We start from the raw sequence: 17,738 nt of genomic DNA, 5'->3' as shown, positions 1-17,738 counted from the left end.
AGCAGAAAGGCAGAACGACATGACGCCATACGCGCGCCGCGGAGTGCACGGCCAGACCGTGGAGACTCTTGCGCGCCGGGTGCTCAGCGGGGAGATCCCCGAGGGGGCGACACTCGATCTCGTGGCGTTGCAGAGTGAGTTGGACGTCAGTCTGACCGCTCTGCGCGAATCGCTGAAGGTGCTCGCGGCCAAGGGGATGGTCGACGCACGGCAGAAGCGCGGCACGTTCGTCAGAGCCCGCGCCGACTGGAACCTCCTGGACGCGGACGTGCTGCGCTGGCAGTTCGCCGGCGGCACCAGCGCCGACGCCGACCTCGGGCTGCTGCGCAACCTCGGCGAGGTCCGCGGGATCATCGAGCCGGCCGCCGTGCGGCTGGCCGCCGAGCGCCGTACCGACGCCGACCTGGCGGAGCTGGAAGCGGCGCTGACGGCGATGGGGGAGGGGGACGGCGGAGCCGCCCACGCCGTCGAGGCCGACCTCGCCTTCCACCGCGCGCTCCTCGCCGCCACCCACAACGAACTGCTGGAACGCATGGAGATGGTCATCGAGTCGGGACTCGCCCACCGCGACCAGATCGTGCACAGCTCCCCGCACGGCGAGGATCCCGTGCCCAGCCACCGGGCTGTCCTGGACGCCGTACGGGCGAGGGACCAGGATGCGGCGGAACAGGCCATGCGCGCCCTGCTCGACCAGGCGGTACGCGACCTCGACAAGGTCCATGGCACCCCCCACACGAAAGGCTCCGAGGCGAAGTGAAGATCGTCCGCGTCGAAACGTTCCTCGTTCCGCCCCGCTGGCTGTTCTGCCGCGTGGAGACCGACGAGGGCCTGGTCGGCTGGGGCGAGCCGGTGGTCGAGGGGCGGGCCGAGGTGGTACGCGCGGCGGTCGACGTCCTCGCCGAGTATCTCGTCGGCCAGGACCCGCTGCGGATCCAGGACCACTGGCAGGTACTGAGCAAGGGCGGCTTCTACCGGGGCGGACCCGTGCTGTCCAGCGCCGTCGCCGGGATCGACCAGGCGCTGTGGGACATCGCGGGCAAGGCGTACGGCGCGCCCGTGCACGCCCTGTTCGGCGGGCCCGTACGGGACTCGGTCCGCGTGTACGCGTGGGTCGGCGGCGACGAACCCGACCGGCTCACGGAGGAGATCGCCGCACAGGTCGAGGCGGGTTTCACCGCGGTCAAGATGAACGCGGCGGGGCGCACCTCACCGATCACCTCGCCCGCCGAGACAGCGGCCGTGGTGGACCGGGTGGCCGCCGCGCGTGAGGCCCTCGGGCCGCACCGGGACGTGGCTGTCGACTTCCACGGCCGGTTCAGCCCGGCCAGTGCCCGCAGGGTGCTGCACGAAATAGCCCCGCTCCACCCGCTGTTCGCCGAGGAGCCGCTCCTGCCGGAGCAGGGGCATCTGCTGCCCGCACTGGTGGCGTCCAGCCCCGTGCCCATCGCGACGGGCGAACGGCTGTACGGGCGGGCCGAGTTCCTGCCCGCCCTGGCCGCGGGCATCGCCGTCGCCCAGCCGGACATCTCGCACGCCGGGGGCATCTCGGAGGTCCACCGGATCGCCTCGCTCGCCGAGACGTACGGGGCGCAGCTCGCCCCGCACTGCCCGCTCGGGCCGATCGCCCTCGCGGCCAGCCTCCAACTGGCCTTCTGCACGCCGAACTTCCTCATCCAGGAGCAGAGCCGCGGCATCCACTACAACAAGGAGGCCGACCTCCTCTCCTATCTCATGGACACCGAGCCGTTCCGCTTCACCGACGGGCAGGCCCGCCGGAGCGATCTGCCGGGGCTCGGCATCACCATCGACGAGCAGGCGGTCCGCGCCGCCGACCGTACGGGCCACGCCTGGCGCAATCCGGTGTGGCGGCACGCGGACGGATCGTTCGCGGAATGGTGAGGGAGACCGTGTCCGGAGTGACGATCGTCACCGACCCTGCGCACGGCGGGCGCTGGACCTCACTGACCGCGGGTGACGGCGGCGGCCGGGAGTGGCTGTGGCACCGCGACGAGCCGCGCAGGGCGGGCGTCCGGCCCGGAGACGCCTTCGCCGACGCGGGCGGCCTGGAGGAGTGCGTTCCGACCGTGCGCGGGACACCCGACCACGGAGACGCCTGGGCGCGGCCCTGGATCCGGTCCGGCGGGCGGGACGGAGGACAGGACGGCGAACGGTCGGGGCGGAGGGTCGGCGGTGAGGAGTCCGTCGACTGCCCGGACTTCCGCCTCACCCGGCGTATCCGTACGGACGTCCCGGACCGGACGGTGGTCGACTACCGGCTCACCGCCGCGCCCGGCTACCGCTTCCTCTGGGCCGCGCACGCGTTGCTGGACGTCTCGGATCAGGGACGGCTCCAGCTGACGGAAGGGGCGGCCGTCCGGCTGTACCCCGACGGCGGTTCCCGCTGGATCCCGGGCACCTGGCCGCTGGTCGACGGTGTGCCGCTCGACCGGCTGGGCCCGGACGACGGTACGGCCGTGGGCGCGGTGGTCGACGTCGCGGAGGCGTCCGTACAGGACGGGGCGGATGCGCTCCATCTGGCGGTCGAGGCCGAGGGACAGCCCGTCTCCGTCGCCCTGTGGCGCAACCTCGGCGGCTTCCCCGAGGACACGCCGTACCGCTCCATCGGCGTCGAGCCGATGCTCGGCCGGGTCTTCGACCTGGCCGCGGCCGGTGCGGGCGACGCCGCGTGCGTCCCGGCGTCCGGCGAGGTCCGCTGGCGGCTCACCGTGACGGCGACGCGGCGCTCGTGAGTACACGCGCCGCCCTTGCGTACCAAGCCGTACCAACAGGAAAGGAACCCCTCCCGTGGATCTGCTGGCCGCCCTGCGCTCCCACCGTCTCGTCGCCATCGTGCGCGGCGACGACCCCGACGCGGCGCTGAAGACCGTACTGACCCTGGTCGAGGAGGGGATCGCCCTGGTCGAGGTCTCCCTCAGCGGCCGGGCCGCGCTGGAGGTGATCGCCCGGGCCAGGGCCGCCCTCGGTCCGGACGCGCCGCTCGGCGCGGGCACCGTCCTCGGCACCGACGACGCGCGTGCCGCCCACCGGGCCGGCGCGGACTTCATCGTCACGCCGGCGGTCAGCGACGGCATCACGGCAGCCCGTGAGCTAGGACTTCCGGTCCTCGCGGGGGTGATGACCCCGACGGAGATCCTGTCGGCGATCCGGCTGGGCGCCGAGGCACTCAAGATCTTCCCGGCCGCGCAGGCGGGCGGCCCCGGGTATCTGCGCGCGCTGCGGGGGCCGTTCCCCGGCCTGCCGTTCGTTCCCGTCGGGGGAGTGGACGCGGCGGCCGCGCGGGAGTATCTGGCCCACGGAGCGGTGGCGGTGGGGGTCGGCTCGCCGCTGATCGGCGACGCGGCCGACGGCGGACGTCTCGACGAACTACGCACGCGGGCATGTGAGTTCCTCGATGTCGTACGCGAGACGGGGGAGGAAGGCCGATGAACGACACCGCACCCGCACCGGTCTCCTGCTGGTCCGACCGGCTGGAACTCGGCGAGGGCATTCGCTGGACCGACGGCAGAATCGTCCTCGTCGACATCCTGGCCGGACGGCTGCTGTCCGCCCCGGCCGGCGACGACGGGGCGCACGGGGCTTCGGAGCCCGCTTCGCTGGACGTCCTCGCCGAACTGGCCGTACCGCTGGGCGCGGTGGCCCCGGTCGCGGGCCGCCCCGGCCACTGGATCGCCGCGGCGGGCACCGGCATCTGCCTGATCGGCCCGGACGGGACGACCGAGTGGCTGGCGCGTCCGGAGGACTCCGCGTCCGTACCCACGCGGATGAACGACGGAATCGCCGATCCGCTCGGCCGGTTCTGGGCGGGCAGCATGGCGTACGACGCCGTCGACGGGGCGGGGTCGCTGTACCGGATCGACCGCGACGGGGCGGTGACCCGGGTGCTGGACGGCATCACCGTGCCGAACGGTCCGGCGTTCTCCGCCGACGGCACGACCCTGTTCCTCGCAGACAGCGCCCGCGGGATCATCCGCCGGTATCCGGTCGAGCCGGTGACGGGGGAGCTGGGCGAGCCGTCGCTGTTCGCGACGCTCGGCTCCGGCAGTCCCGACGGTATGGCCGTCGATGCGGAGGGCGGTCTGTGGACCGCCGTCTGGGGCGAGGGCGCCGTCCACCGCTACCGGGCGGACGGCACGCTCGACCGGGTGGTGCCGGTGCCCGCCGAGCAGCCGGCCGGGGTCTGTCTCGGCGGCGAGGACGGCCGCACCCTGTACATCACCAGCGCGCGGACGGGCCTGTCCCGGCCGGGCCCGCTCGACGGCGCGGTCTTCCGCGTACGGGTCGGGGTGCCGGGCCTGCCGACGGCGCCGTACCGCCCGGAACCCCGGCCGGTGCTCGGGTCGGAACCCGGGCCGGAACCCGGCCCGGAGTCCGGCTCCCGGCCGCTGGCGGACGCGTCATGAGTGCGGCCCGGCCGACGCGGCCGGGGCCGGTCGTCTGTGTCGGCGAGACGATGGCGGCCCTGGCGCCCGACCCGGCCGCCCCGCTCGACACCGCGGATCTGCTCCGCCTCGACATCGCGGGCGCCGAGTCGAACGTCGCGATGTATCTGGCCGACCACGGTGTGCCCGCGCGCTGGGTGTCCGCGCTCGGCGACGATCCGTTCGGGCGGCGGGTACGGGAGCGGGTCGCCGCCTTCGGCGTCGATGTCGCCGGTGTACGGACCGATCCCACGCGCCCGACGGGCCTGCTGATCAAGGACCCCGGTCCGGACGGCACCCGTGTCCTCTACTACCGGCGCGGCTCCGCCGCCTCCGCCCTCACGCCGGAGCTGCTGCACGGAGAAGCCGTACGGGGCGCCGGACTTGTCCATCTCACCGGCATTACCCCAGCCCTGTCGGCGTCCTGTCGCGCCCTGGTGGAGGAGGCGTTGTCGCCGGGCCGGCCGTACCCCGTCAGCTTCGACGTGAACCACCGCCCGGCACTCTGGCGGGACGGGTCGGCGGCCGAGGTACTGCTCTCCCTGGCCGGCCGCGCGGACATCGTCTTCGTCGGTCTCGACGAGGCCCAGGCGCTGTGGGGCGACTCCATGACGGATGCCTCGGCGGTCCGCGAGCTGCTGCCCGGCCCGGGGACGCTGGTGGTCAAGGACGGCTCCCGCGCGGCCACGGCCTTCGTCGGGCCGATGCCCTACACAGTCCCCGCCCTGGCGGTCGACGTGGTCGAACCGGTGGGCGCGGGGGACGCCTTCGCCGCGGGCTTCCTGGCGGCCTCGCGGCAGTCCGACGATCCGGTACGAGCGCTGCGCCTCGGCCATCTGACGGCGGCGTCGGCACTGCGCGTCACTGCGGACCACGGCCCGTTGCCGCCACCGGCGCGGATGAAGGAACTGCTGGCAGCGGACGACGCGACCTGGTCGGCGGGTGGCCCGGCCGGTGTCTGAGCCGAGGACGACACCCTCGGCTCAGCACACAGGCTCGAACAAGCTCGGGCAAGCGACCAGCTCGGACCGCGGCTCGCGGCCCGGCTCAGGTCACTCGGACCGCGCGACCCTGCGCGCGTCCTCCCTCTCGACAGCACCGCGCCCCTTCGGCCCGCTCGGCAGTCCCTTCAGCACGGGGACCGTCCCCGCGCCGTCCTGGGTCCAGGCCGGCGCCGTACCGGCGAGCTGGCAGACCATGAGGTAGAAGGGGATCGGCGGGGTGTACGGGGTGGGGGCGTCGGGCCAGTGGATCAGCTTCGGATGCACCGCGGGCACGCTCGTCCCGGCGACATAGCGCGCCGGTGACGGCCAGGTCAGATCGAGGTCGGAGCCCGCGGGGACGATCCACCACCACCAGTCGGCGTCCGCGAAGACGCAGCCCGTCCTCGGCAGCCGCGCCATGAGCCGGAAGCCGTGCCGGGCCGGGACGCCCACCGCGTCACAGCCCAGCGACGCCGGGAGGGTGGGCGGCAGGGGCAGCTCGACATGGCCGGGGTAGTCGCCGCGCAGGCCGCGCGTGATGCGGTGCAGCGCGGTCCTCAGCACGGCTGCCCCGCTCCGTGCGGCAGCTCGGCCCAGACGACGCGGCCGGGGCCGTATCCCGATGTGTCGTGGGCTCCCCAGCCGCTGCACATGGAATCTATGAGGAACAGACCGCGGCCGCCCTCGCCCTCCGAGGTGCGGCGCATCTGCGGCCCCGTCGGACCGTATCCCTGGTCCTCCACGGCGATCCGCAGATGACCCTTGCCTTCGCGTATCTCGCAGACGACATGGTCGCCCGCCGCGTGCACGATCGCGTTGGTGACGAGTTCGGAGACGACCAGCACCACGGTCTCGCAGGCCTCGTCGTCTATGCCCCACCGGGCGAGCCGGTCGTACGCGAGCTTTCTCGCTCGACCGACCGATTCCGCCCGTGCCGGTAGTTCGAATCCGTAGCGGCGTACGACGTTCTCCGGGCACAGGGTGATGAGCTTTGAGGTGAGCGCGTTACCAGGTGCCACGACCGATCCTAACGGTGGGGGGGAGCAGCGGTGGTGCGCAATACCTCTCTCTGGGCAGAGCGCGGGAACCGCGTGAACTGGTTCACCGATCCACTCTCCACCCGCCGAGGACACTTGGCAAGTAGCACTCTGAAAAATTCAGAGTGGCGTGTTCTTCGTCGTGGAGGCATGGCAGACTGCTGAACAAACATGCGTGGGGAGGTCCCAAAGTGAGTGAACCGCGGTCCGCCCCGACCGTGGGTCAGGTCGTACTCGGCAGACGCCTGCAAGATCTGCGTGAGCGGTGCGGCCTGAAACGCGAGGAGGCCGCCAAGCTCCTCCGCGTGGCTCCCGCCACGATACGACGGATGGAGACGGCGGAGGTCGCCCTCAAGATTCCCTATGTACAGGTGCTGCTCAAGGCCTACGGGATTCCTGAGGACGAGGCCGCGGCCTTCGTCGAACTCACCGAGGAGGCCAACAAGCCCGGCTGGTGGCAGCGCTTTCACGACATCCTGCCGGACTGGTTCAGCATGTACGTCAGCCTGGAGGGCGCTGCCGCCCTGCTGAGGACGTACGAGCCGCATTTCGTCCCCGGACTCCTCCAGACCGAGGAGTACGCACGTTCCGTCATGAACGCCGGCGCCGTGGGGCAGGCCCGGCCGGAGGACATCGAACGCCATGTGGCGCTCCGTATGGAGCGTCAGTCCCTCCTCACCCGTACCGACGCGCCCAGATTCTGGGTGATCATGGATGAGACCGTGCTGCGCCGCCCCGTGGGGAACAGCCCGGACGTCATGCGGGAGCAGATCGACCGGCTCATCGACGCCTCCACCCTGTCCAATGTGACCCTGCAGATCGCGGAATTCTCGAGCGGACACCATCCCGGTACCTACGGGCCGTTCGTGATCTTCCGCTTCGCCGTACCGGAACTGCCGGACATGGTTTACAGCGAGTACCTGACCGGTGCCGTCTATCTCGACGCGCGTCCCGAGGTGGCCACTCATCTGGAGGTCATGGACCGGATGGCGGCTCAGGCCGCAACTGCACAACGCACGAAGGAGATCCTCAAGGATGTCCGCAAGGAGCTGTGAATGGATCCCATATACAACGGCATGCCCGCCGCCGATCTCGGCACCGAAGGCTGGCACAAGCCGTGGAGCGGCGGCAATGGCGGCAACTGCATCGAGGCCATGAAGCTGGCCGACGGCAGAGTCGCCGTACGCCAGTCCGCCGACCCTGACGGCCCCGCACTGATCTACACCACCAGCGAGATCGCCGCCTTCATCCAGGGAGCCAAATCGGGTCAGGCGGATTTCCTCCTCACCTGATCCGGATCCTCACCCGGTCCGGACCCCGATCCGGCTCCGGATCCGGCTGCCGCCGGATCCGCACCAGCTGCGCAGCGCATGGTCCGACATGCTTCATCTGTTCCACAGAGCTTGCTCACCGACCCTGAGACTGGAGCGCACATGGCCGGATATGACCGCATCGACACCAGTAAGCCGCACCCGGCCCGGGTGTACGACTGGCTCTTGGGTGGCAAGGACAACTACCCGGTGGACGAGGAAATGGCGCAGCAGCTTCTCGCGCTGGATGCCAGGGGTCCTGACATGGCCCGGGTCAACCGCGCGTTCATGCACCGCGCCACCCGCTGGCTGGGCACCGAGGGCGGGGTGCGCCAGTACCTGGACATCGGTACGGGCATCCCGACCGAGCCCAATCTCCACCAGATCGCCCAGCAGGTGGCCCCGGACTCCCGGATCGTCTACACCGACAACGACCCGATAGTCCTGCGGCACGCCGAGGCCCTGTTACGCAGTACCCCGGAGGGCGTCACGGAGTACGTCCAGGCCGACGCGCGCGAGCCGGAGACCATCATCGAGGCAGCGGGAAAGATCCTGGATCTGAGCCGCCCGGTGGCGCTCTCCCTCGTCGCGCTGCTCCACTTCATCTCGGACGCGGACGGCGCGCACGAACTGGTGCGCCGGCTGCTGGATCCGCTGCCGTCCGGCAGCTATCTGGTCCTCTCCCATGTCACCGGGGACTTCGACCCGCTGAGCGCGGACCAGGCCACGGAGCTGTACGAGCGGCGGGGTCTCACCCTGGCCCCGCGGTCGCGCGACGAGTTCGCCGCGTTCTTCAAGGGCCTGGATCTGATCGAGCCGGGTGTCTCACTGGCCGCCGACTGGCGTCCCGAGCTGGGTGAGGTCGTGCCGGTCCCCGGCGACAAGCCGATCCCCGGGTACGCGGGCGTGGCACGCAAGCCGTAGTGGCGCAGGGGCGCGCGGCGTCGCAGCACCTTCAGGTGTGCTGCGGCGCCGCGCGCGGTTCCGCCGGGTCCGGGTCAGGCACCCACCCTGCGTTTGTTCCACACGTCGAAGCCCACCGCGGCCAGCAGCACCAGCCCCTTGATGACCTGCTGGTAGTCGGTGCCGATGCCGACCAGCGACATGCCGTTGTTGAGCACGCCCAGGACCAGCCCGCCGATGATCGCGCCGAATACCGTGCCGACGCCGCCGCTCATGGACGCGCCGCCGATGAACGCCGCCGCGATGGCCTCCAGTTCGAAGTTGATCCCGGCCTGCGGTACGCCCGCGTTGAGCCGGGCCGCGTAGACGATTCCGGCGAGGGCGGCGAGCACGCCCATGTTGACGAAGACCAGGAAGGTGACGCGCTTGTCCTTGACCCCGGAGAGCTTCGCCGCGGCCCGGTTGCCGCCCAGTGCGTAGACATGACGGCCGACGACGGCGTTGCGCATGACATAGCCGAAGCCGATGAGCAGCGCCGCGAGCAGCAGCAGGACGATCGGCACCCCGCGGTAGCTGGCCAGCGTCATCGTGAAGGCGAGGACGGCCGCGGCCAGCGCCGCGCACTTGAGGAGGAAGAGATTGCGGGGGAGGACTTCCAGGTCGTACGCCTGCTGCCGGCGCCGGTCCCTGACCTCCTGGAACAGCGCGAAGGCCAGCAGCGCGAGACCCAGCAGCAGCGTCAGATTGTGGTAGTTGGTGGCCGGGCCGAGCTCGGGCAGATAGCCGGTCGAGATCTTCTGGAAGCCCTCGGGGAACGGGCCGAGCGAGCGTGAGCCGAGGAAGATCTGTGTGCCGCCGCGGAAGAGCAGCATCCCGGCGAGCGTGACGATGAACGACGGGATGCCGACGTACGCGATCCAGAAGCCCTGCCAGGCCCCCGCGACCGCGCCGATGAGCAGCCCCAGGACCAGGGCGAGCACCCAGGGGATCTTGTGCTCGACCATCATCACCGCGCAGGCGGCGGAGACGAACGCGGCCAGCGAGCCGACGGAGAGATCGATGTGGCCCGCGATGATCACGATCATCATGCCGATGGCGAGGACCAGGATGTAGCCGTTCTGCAGCACCAGATTGGTGACGTTGTTCGGCTTGAGGAGCACGCCGTCGGTCCATATCTGGAACAGCACGACGATCAGTCCGAGCGCGATGAGCATGCCGTACTGCCGCATATTGCGGCGCGCGGCCTCCAGCAGCAGCGCCCCCGTGGCGGCGCGCGAGGACACGGGCGCCCGTGGGGCGTCCTTGGGTGTGTCGCCCTTCGGTGTGTCGGTGGTGACCGGACCCATGTCGACTACCTCGTGTTCTTGGTCATGTGGCGCATCAGGACTTCCTGGGTCGCCTCCGCCCGGGGGATCTCACCGGTGAGCCGGCCGGCCGCCATCGTGTAGATGCGGTCGCACATGCCGAGCAGCTCGGGGAGTTCGGAGGAGATGAAGACAACGGCCTTGCCCTGCGCGGCGAGCTGGTCGATGACGGTGTAGATCTCGTACTTCGCGCCGACGTCGATACCGCGGGTGGGCTCGTCGAGGATCAGCACGTCGGGGCCCGCGAAGATCCATTTGCTCAGGACGACCTTCTGCTGATTGCCGCCGGAGAGCCGGCCGACCTGCTCGAAGACGGTCGGCGCCTTGATGTTCATGCTCTTCCGGTACGACTCGGCGACCCGGGTCTCCTCGTGCTCGTCGACCACCCCGTGCCGGGCCACCTTGGACAGGGCGCCCAGCGTGATGTTCCGGCCGATGGTGTCGATGAGATTGAGCCCGTACTGCTTGCGGTCCTCGGTGACGTACGCGATGCCGTGCCCGACCGCCTCCGGCACCGTTCTCGTCCGGATCTCCCGGCCGTCCTTGCGGACCGTCCCGCTGATGTTGCGGCCGTACGAGCGCCCGAAGACGCTCATCGCCAGCTCCGTACGGCCCGCGCCCATCAGCCCCGCGATACCGACGATCTCGCCCCTGCGGACATGGACCGAGACGCCGTCGACGACCTTGCGCTGCTGGTCGATGGGGTGGTGCACGGTCCAGTCGCGCACGTCGAGCGCGGGCTGTGCGCCGGGATCGCCCTCGTAGGGGGTGCGTTCGGGAAAACGGTGGTCGAGGTCACGGCCGACCATGCCCCGGATGATCCGGTCCTCGGTGGTCGTCCCGGCCTTCACATCGAGGGTCTCGATGGTCCTGCCGTCCCGCAGGACCGTCACGGAGTCCGCCACCTCGGCGATCTCGTTCAGCTTGTGCGAGATGATGATCGAGGTGATGCCCTGCGCCTTCAACTCCAGGATCAGGCGCAGCAGCTGAGCGCTGTCGCCGTCGTTCAGCGCGGCTGTCGGCTCGTCCAGGATCAGCAGTTTCACCTTCTTGGCGAGGGCCTTCGCGATCTCCACGAGCTGCTGTTTGCCGACACCGATGTCCGCGACCCGGGTCTGCGGACGCTCGTCCAGACCCACGCGCTTGAGCAGCGTCGCGGCGTGCTTGAGCGTCTCGTTCCAGCTGATGATTCCCCGGGTGGCGTGCTCGTTGCCGAGGAAGATGTTCTCGGCGATCGACAAATAGGGGATGAGGGCCAGTTCCTGATGGATGATCACGATGCCCTGTGACTCGCTGGCCCTGATGTCCTTGAAGGCGCAGGGGGAGCCCTCGAAGAGGATCTCGCCCCCGTAACTCCCGTGCGGATGCACCCCGCTGAGCACCTTCATCAGGGTGGACTTGCCCGCGCCGTTCTCCCCGCAGATGGCATGCACCTCGCCGGCGGCGACCGTGAGGCTGACATCGGAGAGCGCTCTGACCCCGGGGAAGGTCTTCACGATGGAGCGCATCTCCAGGACAGGAGCGCTCACTTCAGGTCACTCGCCTTGATGTATCCCGAGTCCACCAGCACCGCCTGGTAGTTGGACTTGTCGACGCTGACCGGGTCCAGCAGATAGGCCGGGACGACCTTCACCTCGTTGTCGTAGGTCTTCTCGTCATTGACCTGGGGCTTCTTGTCGTTCAGCACGGCGTCCGCCATCTGCACGGCCTGCTTGGCGAGCGCCCGGGTGTCCTTGTAGACGGTCTGCGTCTGCTGGCCGGCGACGATCGACTTGACCGAGGCGACCTCGGCGTCCTGCCCGGTGACCAGCGGGTACGGCTGGGCGGACGTCCCGTATCCGTCGGACTTGAGCGCCGAGAGAATGCCGAGGGAGATGCCGTCGTACGGTGAGAGCACCGCGTCCACGTCCTGCGAGCCGTACGCCTTGGTGAGCAGGTCCTCCATCCGCTTCTGCGCCGTACCGCCGTCCCAGCGCAGGGTGGTGATCTGGTCCAGGTCGGTCTGGCCGCTCCTGACGACGATCTGCTTCGAGTCGATGTACGGCTTGAGGGTCTTCCACGCGCCGTCGAAGAAGTAGCGGGTGTTGTTGTCGTCCGGGGAGCCGGCGAACAGCTCGATGTTGAACGGGCCCTTCTCGCCGCCGTCCTTCAGCCCGAGCTTGTCGAGGAGATACGTGGCCTGGAGGACACCGACCTTCTCGTTGTCGAAGGACGCGTAGTAGTCGACATTCTCGGTGCCGAGGATCAGCCGGTCGTAGGAGATGACCTTGATGTCCTTGTCGGCCGCCTGCTGGAGGACGTCGCTGAGCGCCCGGCCGTCGATGGCCGCGATCACCAGCACATCGACACCCTTGGTGATCATGTTCTCGATCTGGGAGACCTGCTGGGCGACATTGTCCTCGCCGTACTGGAGGTCGGTCTTGTAGCCGAGCTTCTTGAACTGGGTGACCATGTTGGCGCCGTCGGCGATCCAGCGCTCCGAGGACTTGGTCGGCATCGCGATACCGACGGTGGATCCCGCACCGCCCTTCTTCTCCTCCTTGCTGCCGCCCTCGCTGCTCTGTCCGCAGGCGGCGAGGGAGAGGACCAGGGATACGGCGGTGACGGTGAGTGCGGCTCGGCGGGTACGCATGGGGCATCAGTCCTTGTCGTCGGTGAGGGGGAAGCGGCTGAGGGGGCCCGGCAGCCGGGAGCCGAGCGGCGACATACCGCCGTCGGCGCCGTGCCGGATGAGCAGATCGAGGACGAGCCGTCCGCGGCGCACCCGTTCGCGGGCGCTGCTGAGGGCGAGGTCGCGGAGCTGGGCGCCGTACGGATAGATGCCGGGGGACCTGGACAGGCCGAACTTCAGATAGAGCGGGGCGCCGCGCCGGATCAGCTCCGCCGTCTCGTACATCCGGACATAGCCCCCGAGGTCGTCGGGCGCCTCGATATAGAGGTCCATGGGGGCGCGGCTGATCCGGCGGATCTCGGTGAGATGGGCGAGCGTGAGATCCGAGGGGACGTTGATCGAGTCGGCCCCGAGGTGCTCGAACACCGCGTACGACGCCGGATTGACCGGACCGACCAGCGCCGAGACCTTGAACGTCGTGCCGGCGGGCAGCACACCGCGGGCGCGCAGCCGGTGCAGTGACCACAGGACGCCCTCGTCGGCGACGAGCAGGCACCGCACGCCGAGTTCCGTCGCGCGCAGCGCGTCCTCGACACAGCCGGCCACGGCGTCATGGCCGCGGGCGCGCAGTCCCGCGCCGCCGGAGTCGGTACGGGCCGAGGCGCCGGTGTCCCAGGTGCCGCGCGGTCCTGTGAACAGGCACAGCTCGATGTCGCGGGCCGCGCAGGCGTCCACCATCTCGGTGATGTCGGCGTCGGAGAGCATCCAGACGCCGCTGCCCTGGCTGACGCGGTGGACCGGCACATCGAGACGGGCGGACTCCTTGAGGACCTCGGCGAGGGTCTCGGGCCCTTCGACGGACGGGATCTCGGTGCGCCAGCGGCCGCCGTCGGGGAACGTGTGGGGGGAGGCGTCCGCGGGGTCGTGGTCGGGCGCGGCCAGGCCGAGCACGGCGAGCGCCTGCTCACCGGGGCGGCGGGGGCCGGGGGCTGATGCGTCGGTCACGGACGAGTCCTTCTGTTCGATCCTGCGGGTCGGGCGTGTTCGGTGGGTCGAACGTGGTTCGGAGTGGCCGGCATGCGCCGGTACGCCGGCGGGCGCGGCCCGGTCAGGGGCGCAGGAGCACCTTTCCGGTGCCGGGATCACCCCCGCCGACCAGCGCCACGGCCTCGGCGTACCGCTCCAGCGGGAATTCGTGCGTGACCAGCGGCGCGGGGTCGAGCAGCCCGGTGGTGAAGGCCCGTACGGCGAAGGACCAGGCGGCGGAGGACGCCCCGAAGACGGTCCGTACCGTCAGCTGGCTCAGTGACAGATGCACCGGATCGATACCGGTCGCGCCCGGTGCGAACATCCCGGTGAGCACCACCCGGCCGCCGCGCCGCGCCAGCAGACACGAGGAGGCGGCCGTGGTCGGCGCCCCGGCCGTCTCCACGACCAGGTCGTAGCGCCCGTGCGAGGTCTCGGCCTCCTCGGGGGCGCGGGCCACGGTCGCCCCGAACGCCCGGGCAAGCCGCGTCCGTTCGGTACGCGGGTCGATCACCGCCAGCTCACCGGGGGAGGAGGCGGCGAGCAGCTGCACGGCGAGCAGCCCCAGCGTCCCGGCCCCCACCACCGCGATCCGCTCGCCCGGCTCCGGGCGGCTGGACCGTACGGCAGCGGCCACCACCGCGGCGGGCTCCAGCAGGGCGGCGGCCCGCAGATCGGCGTCATCGGCGAGCGGATGCAACAGCCGTGCGGGCAGGACGACATGGTCGGCGAACGCACCCGGGCGGGTGAAGCCGGTCTCGTCGTAGCCGGCGGTGCACAGCGACGTGTCGCCGGCTCGGCACCGGGCGCACCTCCCGCAGGCGCGGAACCCCTCGGCGACGGTCCTGCGGCCGATCAGCTCCGGTGCCACGCCCTCGCCGACGGCCTCGACGGTCCCCGACCACTCGTGCCCCGGCGTCACCGGGTAGCGGACATAGGCCGCGTCGCGACGGCCGTCGTACACCTCGCGGTCGCTCATACAGATACCGGCGGCCGCGACCCGCACCCGCACCTCGCCGGGGCCCGGCTCGGGCTCGGCGCCGCTCACCAGCCGATGGACGCCGGGACGGTCGACGACGACCGCCCTGCTGGTCATCGGGGCGCCTTCGGGTCACGCTTCTCCCAGCCCTCGGCCCACAGGTCGAACCGCGCCCGCTGCTGCGGGAATTCGGCCGCGGCCTCCGCGTCGAACTCGACCCCGAGACCCGGCGCGTGCGAGATCTCGAAACAGCCGGTGGCGGGATCGACCTGCGGAGCGCCGCGGACCACCTTCTTGATCTCCGCGTCCGCGAAGTCGTTGAAGTGCTCAAGGATCTTGAAGTTCGGTGTGCAGGCGGCCAGTTGAAGACTGGCCGCGGTCAGGACGGATCCGCCGACATTGTGCGGCGCGATGAGCGTGTAGTGCGTCTCGGCGGTCGCGGCCAGCTTCCGGGTCTCCAGAATGCCGCCGATGTGCCCCAGGTCCGGCTGGATGATGTCGGCGGCCTGCGACTCGAACAGCTCACGGAACTCGATCCGGTCATGGATCCGTTCGCCGGTCGCGATCGGCAGGTCGACCTTCTCGGCGACCTTGCTCAGCGCCTTGAGATTCTCCGGCGGGACCGGCTCCTCCAGCCAGGCCGGGGCGTACGGCGCCATCTCGCGCGCCAGCCGGACCGCCGTCGCCGGACTGAACCGCCCGTGCATCTCCAGCATCAGTTCGGTGTCGGGCCCGATCGCGTCCCGTACCGCCTCGATCAGCGCCACCGCGTCGTTGGTCGCCGCCCGGTCCAGCTCCAGGTGCCCGGTGCCGAACGGGTCGATCTTCAGGGCCCGGTAGCCGCGCTCGACGACCGCTTCCGCCGCCTTGTGGTACGCCTCCGGGGTGCGCTCGGTGGTGTACCAGCCGTTGGCGTACGCCTTGACCCGGTCGGTGACCTTGCCGCCCAGCAGCTGCCAGACCGGTACGCCGAGCGCCTTGCCCTTGATGTCCCAACAGGCCATCTCCACCACGGCGATGCCCGACATCACGATCTCGCCGGCCCGCCCGAAGTCGCCGTATTTCATCCGGCGTACGAGATCCTCGGCCGCGAACGGATCGGACCCGGCGATGTGGTTGGCCTCCGCCTCGCGCAGATAGCCGAGCAGCGCGTCGGTCCTGCCGAGCATCCGCGTCTCGCCGACACCGGTGAGCCCTTCGTCGGTGTGGACGAGAACGTAGGTGAGGTTACGCCAGGGCGTACCGACGACATGTGTGCTGATTCCCGTAATGCGCAAGGCAGCTGTCCCTAGGGTGTGTTCGATATTTCGTCACACGTTCGAAATCGTGGCGTGACCGTATTCAGGCAGTCCGAGGGGTGTCAATGGGTTGCGCGCCGGTTAGCCTGTGTTCGTCATTCCGGCCAGTGGCCGAAGTACCGAACAGGATGGGGGTGGTCGGCCATGGGACGGCTGGTCCCCGCGGTGACGCGGGCCCTGGACATACTCGAACTGTTCCTGGAGGGCGACGGCACGCTCTCCGCGCCCGATGTCATCCGCAGGCTTCAACTGCCGCGCACCACCGTGCACGAACTGCTCACCACCCTCGCCGCCCGCTCCTATGTGGTGCCCGTCCCCGGACAGCCCGGCCGCTACCGGCTCGGCGTACGCACCTACCAGCTCGGCAGCCGGTACGCGGAACAGCTCGACCTCGCCGCCGAGGGCGAACAGGTGGCCCGCGAGGTCGCCGAGACCTGCGACGAGACCGTCCATGTCGCCATCCTCGAGGACACCGACGTCATCTACATCGCGAAGGTGGACTCCACCCACGCGGTCAGGATGGTCTCCGCCGCCGGACGCCGGCTGCCCGCCCACTGCACCTCGGTCGGCAAGATGCTGCTCGCCTCACTGCCCGAGACCGAGCTGGAAGTCCGCATCGCCGAGCACGAGTTCACCGCGATGACGCCCAACAGCGTGACCGATCCGGATGTGCTGCGCGCCGAGCTGGCGGACATCAGGGAGCGCGGCACGGCCGCGGAGCACCGCGAGTCCAACCCCGATGTGAGCTGTGTGGCCGCGCCGGTACGGGACAGCTCGGGCCGGGTCGTCGCCGCCCTGTCCATCTCCGTGCCGATGAGCCGCTGGAGCGATGAGCGCGAGGCCGAACTCGCCCAACTCGCCGCGAAGGGCGCGGACGCGCTCTCCGTACGGCTGGGCCACCGGGGCCGGCCGTGAGGGCCGAGGTCGCCGTCCGAGCCGAGGCCCGCCTCGGCGAGGGCCCCACCTGGGACGCCGCGGCCGGCCGGCTGATCTGGGTCGACATACTCTCCTCGCGCGTCCACACCTACGATCCGGCCGGCGGCCGCCGTACGGTCCTGGCCACCGGACAGCACGTCGGCGCGGCCGCGCCACGCGCCGGCGGCGGTCTGGTGGTCAACCTCCGGGACGGCATCGGCCTGTACGGCCCCGACGGGACGACGTTCTCCTGGCTGGTCCACGACCCGGTGCCCGGCCGCCGCGGCAATGACGCGGCCGTCGCCCCCGACGGATCGCTCTGGGCCGGCAGCATGCGCTATGACGAGGCGGCCGGCGGCGGCGCCCTGATCCGGGTGGCGCCCGACGGCGCGGTCACCGAAGCGCTGACCGTCGCCGTCGGCAACGGCACGGGCTGGAGCCCCGACGGCCGGACGATGTACCACATCGACAGCCCCACCCGCCGCATCGACCGCTTCCGCGCGGACGGCGAACGCCTGGCGGACCGGTCCACGCTGGCCACCGTCGAGCGCGGAGCGGGCTACCCCGACGGGCTCACCGTCGACGCCGACGGCTGTGTCTGGGTCGCCCTCTGGGACGGCGGGCAGATCCGTCGCTACACCCCGCGCGGTGAGCTGGACCGTACCGTCGTGCTGCCCGTACGCCGCCCCACCTCCTGTGCCTTCGGCGGTCCCGGGCTGCGGGATCTCTACATCACCTCGGCCCGTACGGGCATCGAGCGCCCGCACCCGCTCTCCGGCTCGCTGCTGGTCCTGCCGGACGCGGGGCAGGGCCTGCCCGGCACGCCCTTCGCCGGCTGAGGCTCAGAGGTCATCCGACAGGCTCTCAGGACCC

18 protein-coding genes and 1 pseudogene are annotated in these 17,738 nt (G+C 70.7%); 11 read left to right on the top strand and 8 right to left on the bottom strand.

What is annotated here, in order from left to right; genetic code table 11:
- The first annotated feature begins 19 nt into the window (after positions 1-19).
- The 6 genes from ACZ6MZ_RS26355 to ACZ6MZ_RS26330 are packed head-to-tail and all read left to right on the top strand — an operon-like array spanning position 20 to position 5,401.
- Positions 20-757, top strand: a complete 738-nt coding sequence (locus tag ACZ6MZ_RS26355) for a FadR/GntR family transcriptional regulator (RefSeq protein ID WP_389784736.1) — start codon at positions 20-22, stop codon at positions 755-757.
- Positions 754-1,899 carry a galactonate dehydratase gene (gene dgoD / locus ACZ6MZ_RS26350; protein ID WP_469354707.1) on the top strand — a complete coding sequence of 382 codons (1,146 nt, stop codon included), beginning with the start codon at positions 754-756 and terminating at the stop codon, positions 1,897-1,899. The genes ACZ6MZ_RS26355 and dgoD overlap by 4 nt, the downstream gene beginning before the upstream one ends.
- The gene (locus tag ACZ6MZ_RS26345; protein ID WP_469354705.1) at positions 1,893-2,750 is read left to right on the top strand and encodes a hypothetical protein; all 858 of its coding nucleotides are present in this window, start codon (positions 1,893-1,895) and stop codon (positions 2,748-2,750) included. Before dgoD ends, ACZ6MZ_RS26345 begins: the two co-directional genes overlap by 7 nt.
- A 55-nt stretch (positions 2,751-2,805) precedes the next feature.
- The gene (locus ACZ6MZ_RS26340) at positions 2,806-3,447 is read left to right on the top strand and encodes a bifunctional 4-hydroxy-2-oxoglutarate aldolase/2-dehydro-3-deoxy-phosphogluconate aldolase (RefSeq protein WP_469354703.1); all 642 of its coding nucleotides are present in this window, start codon (positions 2,806-2,808) and stop codon (positions 3,445-3,447) included.
- Positions 3,444-4,421, top strand: coding sequence for an SMP-30/gluconolactonase/LRE family protein (locus tag ACZ6MZ_RS26335; protein WP_469354701.1), 978 nt, complete (start codon positions 3,444-3,446; stop codon positions 4,419-4,421). Before ACZ6MZ_RS26340 ends, ACZ6MZ_RS26335 begins: the two co-directional genes overlap by 4 nt.
- Positions 4,418-5,401: a sugar kinase gene (locus ACZ6MZ_RS26330; RefSeq protein ID WP_469354699.1), complete on the top strand. Its 984-nt coding sequence runs from the start codon at positions 4,418-4,420 to the stop codon at positions 5,399-5,401. The genes ACZ6MZ_RS26335 and ACZ6MZ_RS26330 overlap by 4 nt, the downstream gene beginning before the upstream one ends.
- A gap of 189 nt (positions 5,402-5,590) precedes the next feature.
- Here ACZ6MZ_RS26330 and ACZ6MZ_RS26325 read toward each other — a convergent pair.
- Positions 5,591-5,986: pseudogene (locus tag ACZ6MZ_RS26325) on the bottom strand (hypothetical protein); the annotation flags it as partial.
- A complete protein-coding gene (locus tag ACZ6MZ_RS26320) occupies positions 5,980-6,441 on the bottom strand; it encodes an ATP-binding protein (RefSeq protein WP_384333330.1) in 462 nt (153 codons plus the stop codon). The pseudogene ACZ6MZ_RS26325 and the gene ACZ6MZ_RS26320, both read right to left, overlap by 7 nt.
- Positions 6,442-6,650: 209 nt before the next feature.
- Between ACZ6MZ_RS26320 and ACZ6MZ_RS26315 the strand changes: the two genes are divergently transcribed.
- The 3 genes from ACZ6MZ_RS26315 to ACZ6MZ_RS26305 all read left to right on the top strand — a co-directional run bounded on the left by ACZ6MZ_RS26315 (position 6,651) and on the right by ACZ6MZ_RS26305 (position 8,693).
- Positions 6,651-7,514 carry a helix-turn-helix domain-containing protein gene (locus tag ACZ6MZ_RS26315; protein WP_389784723.1) on the top strand — a complete coding sequence of 288 codons (864 nt, stop codon included), beginning with the start codon at positions 6,651-6,653 and terminating at the stop codon, positions 7,512-7,514.
- Positions 7,515-7,751: a DUF397 domain-containing protein gene (locus ACZ6MZ_RS26310; RefSeq protein ID WP_384186569.1), complete on the top strand. Its 237-nt coding sequence runs from the start codon at positions 7,515-7,517 to the stop codon at positions 7,749-7,751. It begins immediately after the preceding gene.
- Between the two features lie 141 nt (positions 7,752-7,892).
- Positions 7,893-8,693 carry an SAM-dependent methyltransferase gene (locus ACZ6MZ_RS26305; protein ID WP_469354695.1) on the top strand — a complete coding sequence of 267 codons (801 nt, stop codon included), beginning with the start codon at positions 7,893-7,895 and terminating at the stop codon, positions 8,691-8,693.
- Between the two features lie 74 nt (positions 8,694-8,767).
- On the opposite strand, the gene mmsB is transcribed toward ACZ6MZ_RS26305, so the two are convergent.
- The 6 genes from mmsB to ACZ6MZ_RS26275 all read right to left on the bottom strand — a co-directional run bounded on the left by mmsB (position 8,768) and on the right by ACZ6MZ_RS26275 (position 15,929).
- On the bottom strand, positions 8,768-10,018 hold the full coding sequence (gene mmsB / locus ACZ6MZ_RS26300) for a multiple monosaccharide ABC transporter permease (RefSeq protein ID WP_469354694.1): 1,251 nt from the start codon (positions 10,016-10,018) through the stop codon (positions 8,768-8,770).
- 5 nt (positions 10,019-10,023) lie between these two features.
- Positions 10,024-11,565, bottom strand: coding sequence for a multiple monosaccharide ABC transporter ATP-binding protein (gene mmsA / locus ACZ6MZ_RS26295; RefSeq protein ID WP_469354692.1), 1,542 nt, complete (start codon positions 11,563-11,565; stop codon positions 10,024-10,026).
- A complete protein-coding gene (gene chvE, locus ACZ6MZ_RS26290) occupies positions 11,562-12,668 on the bottom strand; it encodes a multiple monosaccharide ABC transporter substrate-binding protein (protein ID WP_469354690.1) in 1,107 nt (368 codons plus the stop codon). Before chvE ends, mmsA begins: the two co-directional genes overlap by 4 nt.
- Positions 12,669-12,674: 6 nt before the next feature.
- Complete coding sequence (locus ACZ6MZ_RS26285) at positions 12,675-13,652, bottom strand: hypothetical protein (protein WP_469354688.1); 978 nt, start codon at positions 13,650-13,652, stop codon at positions 12,675-12,677.
- A 103-nt stretch (positions 13,653-13,755) separates the two neighbouring features.
- Complete coding sequence (locus ACZ6MZ_RS26280) at positions 13,756-14,769, bottom strand: zinc-dependent alcohol dehydrogenase (RefSeq protein ID WP_469354687.1); 1,014 nt, start codon at positions 14,767-14,769, stop codon at positions 13,756-13,758.
- Positions 14,766-15,929 carry a mandelate racemase/muconate lactonizing enzyme family protein gene (locus ACZ6MZ_RS26275; RefSeq protein ID WP_469354686.1) on the bottom strand — a complete coding sequence of 388 codons (1,164 nt, stop codon included), beginning with the start codon at positions 15,927-15,929 and terminating at the stop codon, positions 14,766-14,768. The genes ACZ6MZ_RS26280 and ACZ6MZ_RS26275 overlap by 4 nt, the downstream gene beginning before the upstream one ends.
- A 165-nt stretch (positions 15,930-16,094) precedes the next feature.
- On the opposite strand from ACZ6MZ_RS26275, the gene ACZ6MZ_RS26270 reads away from it, so the two are divergent.
- Positions 16,095-16,865: an IclR family transcriptional regulator gene (locus ACZ6MZ_RS26270; RefSeq protein WP_389678794.1), complete on the top strand. Its 771-nt coding sequence runs from the start codon at positions 16,095-16,097 to the stop codon at positions 16,863-16,865.
- Positions 16,862-17,704: an SMP-30/gluconolactonase/LRE family protein gene (locus ACZ6MZ_RS26265; RefSeq protein ID WP_469354684.1), complete on the top strand. Its 843-nt coding sequence runs from the start codon at positions 16,862-16,864 to the stop codon at positions 17,702-17,704. Before ACZ6MZ_RS26270 ends, ACZ6MZ_RS26265 begins: the two co-directional genes overlap by 4 nt.
- Positions 17,705-17,738 lie beyond the last annotated feature (34 nt).

Source organism: Streptomyces sp. NPDC042201 (assembly GCF_055582185.1).
This window is presented reverse-complemented; position numbering and strand designations above follow the sequence as displayed.

What these genes read in the sequence shown, in the direction of transcription:
- ACZ6MZ_RS26355 (WP_389784736.1), top strand. Translation starts at nt 20, where the DNA reads ATGACGCCATACGCGCGCCGCGGAGTGCACGGCCAGACCGTGGAGACT.
- ACZ6MZ_RS26345 (WP_469354705.1), top strand. Translation starts at nt 1,893, where the DNA reads ATGGTGAGGGAGACCGTGTCCGGAGTGACGATCGTCACCGACCCTGCG.
- ACZ6MZ_RS26335 (WP_469354701.1), top strand. Translation starts at nt 3,444, where the DNA reads ATGAACGACACCGCACCCGCACCGGTCTCCTGCTGGTCCGACCGGCTG.
- ACZ6MZ_RS26330 (WP_469354699.1), top strand. Translation starts at nt 4,418, where the DNA reads ATGAGTGCGGCCCGGCCGACGCGGCCGGGGCCGGTCGTCTGTGTCGGC.
- ACZ6MZ_RS26310 (WP_384186569.1), top strand. Translation starts at nt 7,515, where the DNA reads ATGGATCCCATATACAACGGCATGCCCGCCGCCGATCTCGGCACCGAA.
- ACZ6MZ_RS26305 (WP_469354695.1), top strand. Translation starts at nt 7,893, where the DNA reads ATGGCCGGATATGACCGCATCGACACCAGTAAGCCGCACCCGGCCCGG.
- mmsB (WP_469354694.1), bottom strand. Translation starts at nt 10,018, where the DNA reads ATGGGTCCGGTCACCACCGACACACCGAAGGGCGACACACCCAAGGAC.
- chvE (WP_469354690.1), bottom strand. Translation starts at nt 12,668, where the DNA reads ATGCGTACCCGCCGAGCCGCACTCACCGTCACCGCCGTATCCCTGGTC.
- ACZ6MZ_RS26280 (WP_469354687.1), bottom strand. Translation starts at nt 14,769, where the DNA reads ATGACCAGCAGGGCGGTCGTCGTCGACCGTCCCGGCGTCCATCGGCTG.
- ACZ6MZ_RS26270 (WP_389678794.1), top strand. Translation starts at nt 16,095, where the DNA reads ATGGGACGGCTGGTCCCCGCGGTGACGCGGGCCCTGGACATACTCGAA.